We start from the raw sequence: 8,389 nt of genomic DNA on the forward strand, positions 1-8,389 counted from the left end.
CTTTGGCCCCCGGGGGGAGGAGGGGGGGATGGGTGTTTATGCACGGTATGCGGGAGGTGCAAGTTTTGAGTTGCACGAGATGCTTCCCCGTCAGGGGATTGCGACCTTCCTCCTCCATGGCCCGGACTTCTCTTTCCCCAAACAGTTGCACGAGATGCTTCCCCGTCAGGGGATTGCGACCTACGAAACTCTCCATCCCCCCCTGGAGCAGGAGCCTTGGTTGCACGAGATGCTTCCCCGTCAGGGGATTGACAACCGCGTACCCCGCGCTAAGATGGGTACATGAGAAAAAAGCCTTATGCCATCGCCTATGACATTCCGGACGATAACCGCCGCATAAAGCTGGCTACCCTCTTAAAAAGCTACGGAGAACGGGTGCAGCTTTCCGTGTTTGAGTGCTATCTAGACCCTAAGCTTCTGGAAGACCTGAAGGCTAGGGCCCGAAAGGTGTTAGATCTTTCGGAAGACGCCCTTCGCATCTACCCCATTGCCGGAACGGTAGAAGTGCTGGGGGTGGGGCCTCTGGCGGAGGAGGCCCGGTTTGCCGTAGTCTAGGTTCGGCAGTGCAAATGTCACAGGCCAGCGGAAAGCAGGGGGTTAAACTGACCATAGTATGGCGCCAGATGCCAAGGACCTCGCCCTAGCCGCCCTCCTCCACGATGTGGGCAAGCTCTATTCCCGTGCCCGTTGGGGGGATCGGGACAGCGAGGTGCCCGACCGCACCCACACCGCCTACACCGCCCTCTTCGTCCGCAAACACCAGGACCTTTTCCAAAGGGCCAGGATAGACCCCGAATGGCTTGCCCAAACGGCAAGCCGCCACCACGAGGGCTGGCACAACCGGCCAGAATACCAGCCCAAGAAGCCGGAAGAGTGGTGCGTGGCCTTGGCAGACACCTACGCCTCGCAGGAGCGGGAAGAGGGGGAAGGCGGCCAAAGCCCGCCCCAAGTGCCCCTAGCCCCACCCTTCAAGGCCCTGAGGGTTCAGGGGCAGGAGGGAGGGGCAGGGGGGTATAGCCCCGTCTACGCCCTAAACGGCAAGACGGAAACCGGCCTCCGCCCCGGGGCCCTCTACCCGGAGGAGCGGCCCCATCTCTCCAAGGACGCGTACGGGAGGCTGCTTGAGCGCCTCGAGGCCCGCCTCTCGGAGATGGCCCGCCTCCCCCTGATGACCCGAAAGGCCCTCCTGGCCAACCTGGCCCTGGCCTTTCAGGAGACCTTGAGCCTGGTGCCGGCCGACACCCAAAGCGAACCCGACGTGTCCCTCTACGATCACCTGCGCCTATCGGCCGCCATCGCCCACGCCCTCTGGCTCTACCACAAGGGGCAGGCTGGCATAGAAGACCTCCGGCGGGACCGGGAGAAGTTCCTCCTTGCGGTGGGGGACCTGGGAGGCATCCAGGGGCACATCTACCGCATCGCCGGGGCGGAGACGGGGGTGGGGGGCATCGCCAAGCGGCTTCGGGCGAGGAGCCTCGAGGTGAGCCTGGCAGCGGAGGCCATGGCCCTAGGCCTCCTCTTCCGCCTGGGCCTCACCCCCCTCAACCGCATCCTGGGGGCCGGGGGGAAGTTCTACCTCCTCCTGCCCCACACGGAAGAAGCCCTAAAGGCCCTGCAGGAAGCCCAGGAGGCCTGGGGCCGGTGGGCGCTTAGGCGGGGGGGAAGCCTGGTGCCCCATCTCGCCTGGGTGGCCTTCCAGGGAGCGGACTTCAGGGACTTCGCCGGGGTGCTGGCCAAGGCCCACCAAGCCCTGGCCCTGGCCAAGCTCAGGCCCTTCCCCTTCCTCAGGCACACCGAGGAAACCCTAAAGGACCCCTTGCGCCCCTGCGCGGCCTGCGGCCTCCTGCCCGCGGAAGAGGACGAGCCCGGAAGCCTCTGCCCGGACTGCAAGCGGGAAAAGGCCATGGGGGCCCTCCTCCCGAGGAGCGAACGGGTGGGCTTCTTTGGGGAAAGGGCCCCCGCCCCCTTTTTCCCCTTCCCCCACCTGAAGGCCGCCTTGGGGGATGGGGAAGCGGAGCACATTTACCGGGCCCGGGTGGACTTCCGCCCGGAGGAAACCCCTTCCGAGGTCAAGCCCCTCCTGGGCCACCTGCCCCGGGTGGAGCACGCCCTAAGGGCCACGGGTAAGACCCTGGAGGAGTACGAGGCCTGGGCCCAGGAAGAAGGCCTTTTGGAGGAGGAAACCTCCCCCGAACGGGTCCTCACCTTCGGGGAACTGGCCGCCCTCTCCCGGGGGGCGCCCTACCTGGGGGCCCTAATGCTGGACGCGGACCGCATGGGGGAGGCCTTCGCCACCGGCTTCCGCAGGGAAGGGCGAAGCCTCGCCACCCCCAGCCGCCTGGCCTCCCTCTCCCGCACCCTGGAGGTCTTCTTCAGCGCGGAGGTCCTGGGCCTCATCCAAACCCCCCTGCTCTACGCCAACCGGCTGGGCTGGGACGCCCTCGAGGCTCAGGAAAAGGCCAAGCGCTACCCCCTCATCTACAGCGTCTACTCCGGGGGGGACGACCTCTTCCTCCTCGGGCCTTGGGACGCCCTACTGGACTTCGCCCTGGACCTGGAACGGCTCTACCGCCTCTTCACCCGCCACGAGGCCTTAAGCCTCTCCGGGGGCTTCCTCCTCACGGGCCCAAGCCTCCCCCTCCCGAGCCTCACCCAGGCCCTCTCGGAGGCGGAAAAGGCGGCCAAGGGGGCGGGCCGGGGGCGGCTTTTCCTCTTCGGGCAGGCGGTGGCCTGGCCCACCCTGAGGGACTTGCGCCCTTGGGTGGAGGACCTGAGGCGGGACCTACGGGAAGAGCGCCTCTCCCGGGCCCAGGTCTACCGCTGGCTTGCCCTTTGGCGGCGCTTCTGGCAGGAGGAGGACGAGGGGGAAAGGATGCGCTACAAGCCCCTCCTGGCCTACGCCCTAAGGCGGGTGCGGGAGCGGGACAAGGCCACCTGGAGGAGATACCTAGGGCTTCTGGACCACCAAAGCCCCCTCTGGCAACACCTCCCCGTGTGGGTGCAGTGGGGGCTTTACCTGGAAAGGAGGGCGTGAATGCCGGCGCTGGAGTTTTTCAAGGATAGGGAGAAGGGCGTGCTGGACCCCACCCTCTTTGAGCGGGCCCGAAAGGTGGCGGAGGAGCTGGTGGGGGAGGGCGAGCTCAGGTCCAGCCAGTTCCGCAACTACTTCGCGGAGCTTAGGGCCTTGGAAAACCGCTTTGAGCGGGAAAGGCAGGAGGACGAGGCCCTGGCCTTCGCCCGGCTCGTGCCCCAGCTGGAGCTCCTCAAGGCCAAGCTGGCGTACAACACCCGCGCCCAAGGCCCCTTGCGCAACGCCAAGCGGTTTGTGGCCTTTCTGGAAGAGGCCCTGGACGCGGGCAAGCGGAGCCCAAAGGACTTTGAAGCCATGATGAAGTACGTGGAGGCGGTCCTGGCCTACTTCTACGCCAAGGGCCAGTAGGAGGGAGCATGAAGCTCAGGAAGATCATCCGCATCCGGGCCATCCTCCTGGCCAAGTCCGGCCTAAGGATCGGCATGAGCCGGGACCAAATGGCCATCGGCGACCTGGACAACCCCGTGATCCGCAACCCCCTCACCGAGGAGCCCTACATCCCGGGCTCGAGCCTCAAGGGAAAGCTCCGCTACCTCCTGGAGTGGGCCCTAGGGGGAGACTACATCCTGAAATCCAAGGACAAGCACGTCTACGCCTCCCCAAACTCCGAGGACCCCGTGGCCCGCATCTTTGGCCTGGCCCCGGAAAACAACCCCGCGAGCCTAAGGGTGGCCCAGGAACGGGGCCCCACCCGCCTCCTGGTGCGGGACGCCTACCTCACGAAGGACTCCAAACAGGAGCTGGAGCGGGTCTCGGCCCGGGGCGGGCTTTACACGGAGATCAAGCAGGAGGTCTTCATCCCCCGCCTGGGGGGGAACGCCAACCCCCGCACCACGGAGCGGGTGCCTGCGGGGGCCCGCTTCGGGGTGGAAATGACCTACCGGGTCCTGGACCCCTTGGACGAGGAATACTTTGAAAAGTATCTCCTCAAAGCCCTGGAGCTTTTGGAGCTGGACGGCTTGGGCGGGCACATCAGCCGGGGCTACGGCCAGGTCTACTTCCTCCACCCGGAAAAGCCCCTGGAAGGGCAGGAGGGCCTGCCCCTTAGGGAACGGCTTCTCATTGAAGAGGTGTCCCTCTAGGCCATGCGGGCCACCCTCTTCCGCCTCTACTTCCAGGGCCCCCTGAAGGAGCTCCCCCGGGCCCCTACCCTCCTCGGCCACCTCCTCTGGTGGTACCGGTACGCCCACGGGCGAAAGGCCCTGGAGGAGCTTTTGGCCCGGCCTCTCCCCTTCCGCCTCTCCAGCGTCTTCCCCGAGGGGTGGCTCCCAAGGCCCAAGCTCCCCCCCATCCAGGTGGAGGAAACGGAAAGGCGAAAGGCCCTGAAAAACCTGAAGCTCTTGACCCTCGAGACCTTCGCCCGGCTGGTGGAGAAAGGAGAGGAAGCCCTTTTGGAAGCCCCCGAGCTAGAGGGCAAGGCCCCTCCCGAGCCCACGCGCCTCCGCCGGAGCCGGGTGGGGATAGACCGGGCCACGGGGGCGGCCCGGAGGGGCATCCTCTTCACCGAGGAGCTCCTCTTCCCCGACCCCAAAACCCCCTACGCCCTTTACCTGCTGGGCGACCCTCCCTTTGACCTCAAGGCGGCCCTGGCCTTCGTGGGGGAGATGGGGTATGGGGGGAAGGCCAGCGTGGGGCTTGGGCGCTTCCGGGTGGAAGGCCCCTTCCCCGCCGAGCTCCCCGAGGCCCAGGCGCCCACGGCCTACACCACCCTGGCCCCGGGGCCCCTGGAGGGGGCCCTGTACTACGAGCTCGAGGCCTACCAGGGCCGCCTGGGCGGGGGGTATGTGGGGGCCAAGCCCTTCAAGAGGCCCCACCTGCGCACCCGGGAGGGCAGCCTCTACCGGGAGGTCCCAACGCCTTTGGCCCTGGACGTGACCCCTTTAGAGCCCCCGGAGGAGGGGGTGCGGGTCTACGAGCTCCTGCAGGTCTTCCCCTTGGGGGTGAGGGTATGAGCTTCCTGGAAGCCTACCACCTAGAGCTGGAGGCCCTAAGCCCGGTGCACGTGGGCACGGGGGAGGTTTACCCGGCCTACGCCTACGTGCCCGACCGGGAGGCCAAGCAGGTCCACCTCCTGGACCCCGCGGCCCTCCTCCTCTCCCTCCCCGAGGCCCGGCGGCGGCAGTACCTGGAAAAGGTAGCCCAAGGCCCCAAGGCCGCCCAAGAGATCCTGAACTTCCTTTACCAAGAAGGCCAGCTCCCCCAAGGGGCCATCCTGCGCACCGTGGGGGCCAGCGCCGCCTTTTTCAAAACCCTGGAGGATGCCACGGAGGAGGCCGCCCTGGAGTGGCGCCCCCTCCCCCAAAGCCCCTTGGGGCCCTACCTCCCAGGCTCCAGCGTGAAGGGGGCCTTAAGGACCGCCTGGCTCTTCTGGACCCTCCTAAGGCGGGGGGAGGTGGTGGAGTTCCGGGAAGGGCGCTGGACCCTCCGCAAGGCCTCCCGGGACGGGGAGGCCCTGATCCGCCCGCCCAAGAGTCCCAAACTGCAGGACAACCAGACCTTTGAGGCCACGGTCTTGGGCTACATGGGCGGGCGGGGGCCCGACCTCTACCGGGACCCCTTCCGGGCGGTGCGGCTTTCGGACTCGGGGCCTGGGGAAGGGTTCCTAAACCGCATCGGGGTCTTCCACCCGGGGAAGGACACCCGGGGCCTGATCCTCCTGGCGGAGACCTTCCGCAAGGGAAGCCGCTTCTCCCTCTCCTTCCGTTACCACAAGGGGCTCAGCGCCCCCGAAAGGAAGGGCGTGGCCGGGCCCATTCCCCCAGGGGAACTCAAGAAGGCGCTGAGGGAGTACTACCGAAAGGTGGCGGAGTGGGAACAGGCTTTTGCGGAAGACCACGGGCTTAAGCGGGCCCTCGAGGTCTACCAGGAGCTGAAAGAGCGCCTGGAAGACCCCGAGGTCTTTCCCTTGCGGGTGGGCTTCGGCTCAGGGCGCCTAGCCCTCCGGCTTGCCCTCCTCCTTCCCGAAGACCACCTCGAGGCCCAGGAGCCCAAAACCCGCAAGACCATCGGGGCCACCAACCCCCAGGATGGCTACCCCCTGGGGTGGATGGTGGGGCGGATGAGGTAAAAGGGCCCCCGCCCGGCGGGCGGGGGCTCCTCTCCGGTCTCCCTACTCGTCCGGGATGAGGTTAAAGGGCTTGAGACGCAGGGTAAGATCCAGCTTCTTAAGGGTATAGGCCACTTGCCCGGTTCCGGTGCTGTTCACGCTTAGCCTGGCCCCGATGCGGAACTCCCCACTTTGGACCAGCGCGAAGACCTGAGGGTTGGTGTTGGAGTCAAGGGGAAGGTCCAAGCTGAAAGCGCCCGCCTGTCCAGAGGGGAGAGAAATAGAAGAAGAGCCCCACGCCACATCCCCAGTTCCGTCAAAGAGGTCTGTGTCCGAGGCAGGACCCACGCGGACCTCGAGGGTACCGCTTAGATCGCCACTGGTGTTGTTGGTAAGCTCCACCTCCCCCAAGAACCGCCCGTCCACCAGGGCCTCACCCCCTGGGAAAGAAACGGGCTGCCCCTCCTGAGCCGGGAAGGGAGCCTCCGCGCTCCCCGCCCGCACGTTCAGGGTGCCCGAGCGGTTTTCCGGAGGCAAGAAGGAGAGAAGGTCCACCTCAAAGCGGTACACGGTGTGCCCGCTGCACGCCGCCAGGAGAAAAAGCCCTAAAAACAGGGTGTTGCGGTACCAGGTACGCATCTTTACCCCCTAGAAACGCACCGCCAAAGCGATGCCGTAAACGCTACCCCCCACCAAGGGGGCCTCATGGCGGGTCAGGGCCAGGTCTAGCCCGAGGCCTTCCAAGTCAAACCCCGCCCCCAGGCCAAAGCGGAAGCCGCCCTCATACCCCACGCCCGCCCGAAGAAGCGCAAGTCCAAGGGCGTATTCCCCACCCAAGTGGAAGCTGGGAGCCGTCGCTCCAAAGGAAGCGTCCGCCCCCAGGAGCAGGCCAAGGTCCTGGAAGTGGTAAGCCCCGTTGAGGAAAAGGCTTGGAGCAAAAATATCGCCCTGTCGCTTGGCAGGGGTTTGGGTGAGGTTCCCGTTTTGGTCCACGCTGAAAGCGTAACCTTCCCAGGTCACCAGGCTGAGGAGATTTTGCACCCCCAGGCCCAGGGTGGCCTGCCCCATGTCCAAAACCACCCCCACATCCCCGCGAAGGCCATATCCCCGCCCCGGGAAAAGCCCCGAGCCCTGGGGAGCGTAGGCGATGGAGTAAAACCCGCCCACTTGGTAGTCCACAGCGCTGGGGTTGCCATCCGGGTCAAAGATGGGTCTGGCCTCAGCGTTGACCTCGACGTACCCCAAGCCGTAGAAGCCTTGACCCCGCACACCCACATAGAGCTGACCTACTTCCGGCACCTCCGGCAGGGCCGCCGCCCACCCCAGGTCCAGGGCAACCCCGGAAGAGGCCTTGGCCGTGGCGGAAAGGGTGCAAGGGGAAGGATCTTGGCGGCAGGCATCCAGATTGCCCCCCGCAAGGGCCTGGGCCAACTCTCGGCTGGGGGACACCTGCAACCCTTCAACCCCCAGGAAAGGCCCAAAGCGGAAGTAGATCCCCCCCTCGCTCCAAAGGGGAATCCAATAGAGGGGAGGGGGGTACAGGGCCGTGGGTTTAGCCCCCACCGCTCCCAGAGCAAAGGAAGGAGCTAAAGGGTTTCCCTGCCCATCGGCGATCTCCAACCGGTCCGCCCGGATGCGGAAGACCACCTCGTCGGGGCTCCGGGCATGGTTCAGAAGGAAGCTATTGGGGTGGGTGAGCTGGTCGTAGAAGGATAAGGCATCAAACCCCGTCTTGAAAGCCTGGCGGTCGGTGAAGTAGGTGAAAGGACTGGTGTCCGGGAAGGTGGGCAGGAAGCGGAGGAGTCCCAGTGGGACCATGGTTCCTTCCCTGCCGTAGCGGGAAGGATAGGCCGCGTAGGCCGGATTGCGGTCCGCCCCTTCGGGCCCCGGGAGGACCAGCCCCCCCATCCCTAGGCTCCGCACCCCTTGGGCTTGGCCTATAGGGACCAGGCCCACCAGAAGGGCTATGGTCCAGCCCAGAACCATCTTCGCCTTCAGCCTCATACGCACCTCCTTTAAACGCCGCCCTGCGGCTTCATTCATAGTAACACAAAAGTGGGGTATACCTGCCCTTGACAGCCTTAAAGGAGAGACCCCAGCATTTAGCTATGCCCTCCGCAGAACTCCAAACCCAGCTGGAAGAAGCCCGGAAAGCCCTCTACGAGAAGCTAGACCGTGGGGAAGACCCCAGCCCCTTCTACAACGAGACCGTCTGGCCCCTCCTCCTGGCCCTTTGGCGGGAAGACCCTCCG

The 8,389-nt window shown here is 65.8% G+C and carries 8 protein-coding genes; 6 read left to right on the forward strand and 2 right to left on the reverse strand.

The genetic code is table 11. The features are described from left to right. Positions 1 to 282: 282 nt before the first annotated feature. The 6 genes from cas2 to csm5 are packed head-to-tail and all read left to right on the forward strand — an operon-like array spanning position 283 to position 6,158. Complete coding sequence (gene cas2, locus WKI94_RS10710; RefSeq protein ID WP_337845725.1) at positions 283 to 555, forward strand: CRISPR-associated endonuclease Cas2; 273 nt, start codon at positions 283 to 285, stop codon at positions 553 to 555. 58 nt (positions 556 to 613) lie between these two features. Further along, positions 614 to 3,034, forward strand: a complete 2,421-nt coding sequence (gene cas10, locus WKI94_RS10715) for a type III-A CRISPR-associated protein Cas10/Csm1 (protein ID WP_337845726.1) — start codon at positions 614 to 616, stop codon at positions 3,032 to 3,034. Beyond that, positions 3,035 to 3,439 (forward strand): type III-A CRISPR-associated protein Csm2, encoded by a 405-nt coding sequence (gene csm2 / locus WKI94_RS10720; RefSeq protein WP_337845727.1) that lies wholly within the window; start codon positions 3,035 to 3,037, stop codon positions 3,437 to 3,439. 8 nt (positions 3,440 to 3,447) lie between these two features. Then, on the forward strand, positions 3,448 to 4,173 hold the full coding sequence (gene csm3, locus WKI94_RS10725; RefSeq protein ID WP_337845728.1) for a type III-A CRISPR-associated RAMP protein Csm3: 726 nt from the start codon (positions 3,448 to 3,450) through the stop codon (positions 4,171 to 4,173). A 3-nt stretch (positions 4,174 to 4,176) separates the two neighbouring features. Beyond that, positions 4,177 to 5,043, forward strand: coding sequence for an RAMP superfamily CRISPR-associated protein (locus WKI94_RS10730; protein ID WP_337845729.1), 867 nt, complete (start codon positions 4,177 to 4,179; stop codon positions 5,041 to 5,043). Further along, entirely contained in the window at positions 5,040 to 6,158 is a 1,119-nt protein-coding gene (csm5, locus tag WKI94_RS10735; RefSeq protein ID WP_337845730.1) for a type III-A CRISPR-associated RAMP protein Csm5, read from the forward strand. The genes WKI94_RS10730 and csm5 overlap by 4 nt, the downstream gene beginning before the upstream one ends. 42 nt (positions 6,159 to 6,200) lie before the next feature. Here csm5 and WKI94_RS10740 read toward each other — a convergent pair whose 3' ends face one another. Both WKI94_RS10740 and WKI94_RS10745 read right to left on the reverse strand, forming a co-directional pair. Then, the gene (locus WKI94_RS10740) at positions 6,201 to 6,776 is read right to left on the reverse strand and encodes a hypothetical protein (protein ID WP_337845731.1); all 576 of its coding nucleotides are present in this window, start codon (positions 6,774 to 6,776) and stop codon (positions 6,201 to 6,203) included. Positions 6,777 to 6,785: 9 nt separating this feature from the next. Next, complete coding sequence (locus WKI94_RS10745) at positions 6,786 to 8,141, reverse strand: hypothetical protein (RefSeq protein ID WP_337845732.1); 1,356 nt, start codon at positions 8,139 to 8,141, stop codon at positions 6,786 to 6,788. Between the last annotated feature and the right edge of the window lie 248 nt (positions 8,142 to 8,389).

Origin of the sequence: Thermus sp. (genome assembly GCF_037444525.1) — a bacterium.
Taxonomy (GTDB): Bacteria; Deinococcota; Deinococci; order Deinococcales; family Thermaceae; genus Thermus.

Bases quoted from the DNA above. Each gene is read 5' to 3' on its own strand.
- cas2 (WP_337845725.1), top strand. From the start codon at position 283: ATGAGAAAAAAGCCTTATGCCATCGCCTATGACATTCCGGACGATAAC.
- cas10 (WP_337845726.1), top strand. From the start codon at position 614: ATGGCGCCAGATGCCAAGGACCTCGCCCTAGCCGCCCTCCTCCACGAT.
- csm2 (WP_337845727.1), top strand. From the start codon at position 3,035: ATGCCGGCGCTGGAGTTTTTCAAGGATAGGGAGAAGGGCGTGCTGGAC.
- csm3 (WP_337845728.1), top strand. From the start codon at position 3,448: ATGAAGCTCAGGAAGATCATCCGCATCCGGGCCATCCTCCTGGCCAAG.
- WKI94_RS10730 (WP_337845729.1), top strand. From the start codon at position 4,177: ATGCGGGCCACCCTCTTCCGCCTCTACTTCCAGGGCCCCCTGAAGGAG.
- csm5 (WP_337845730.1), top strand. From the start codon at position 5,040: ATGAGCTTCCTGGAAGCCTACCACCTAGAGCTGGAGGCCCTAAGCCCG.
- WKI94_RS10740 (WP_337845731.1), bottom strand. From the start codon at position 6,776: ATGCGTACCTGGTACCGCAACACCCTGTTTTTAGGGCTTTTTCTCCTG.
- WKI94_RS10745 (WP_337845732.1), bottom strand. From the start codon at position 8,141: ATGAGGCTGAAGGCGAAGATGGTTCTGGGCTGGACCATAGCCCTTCTG.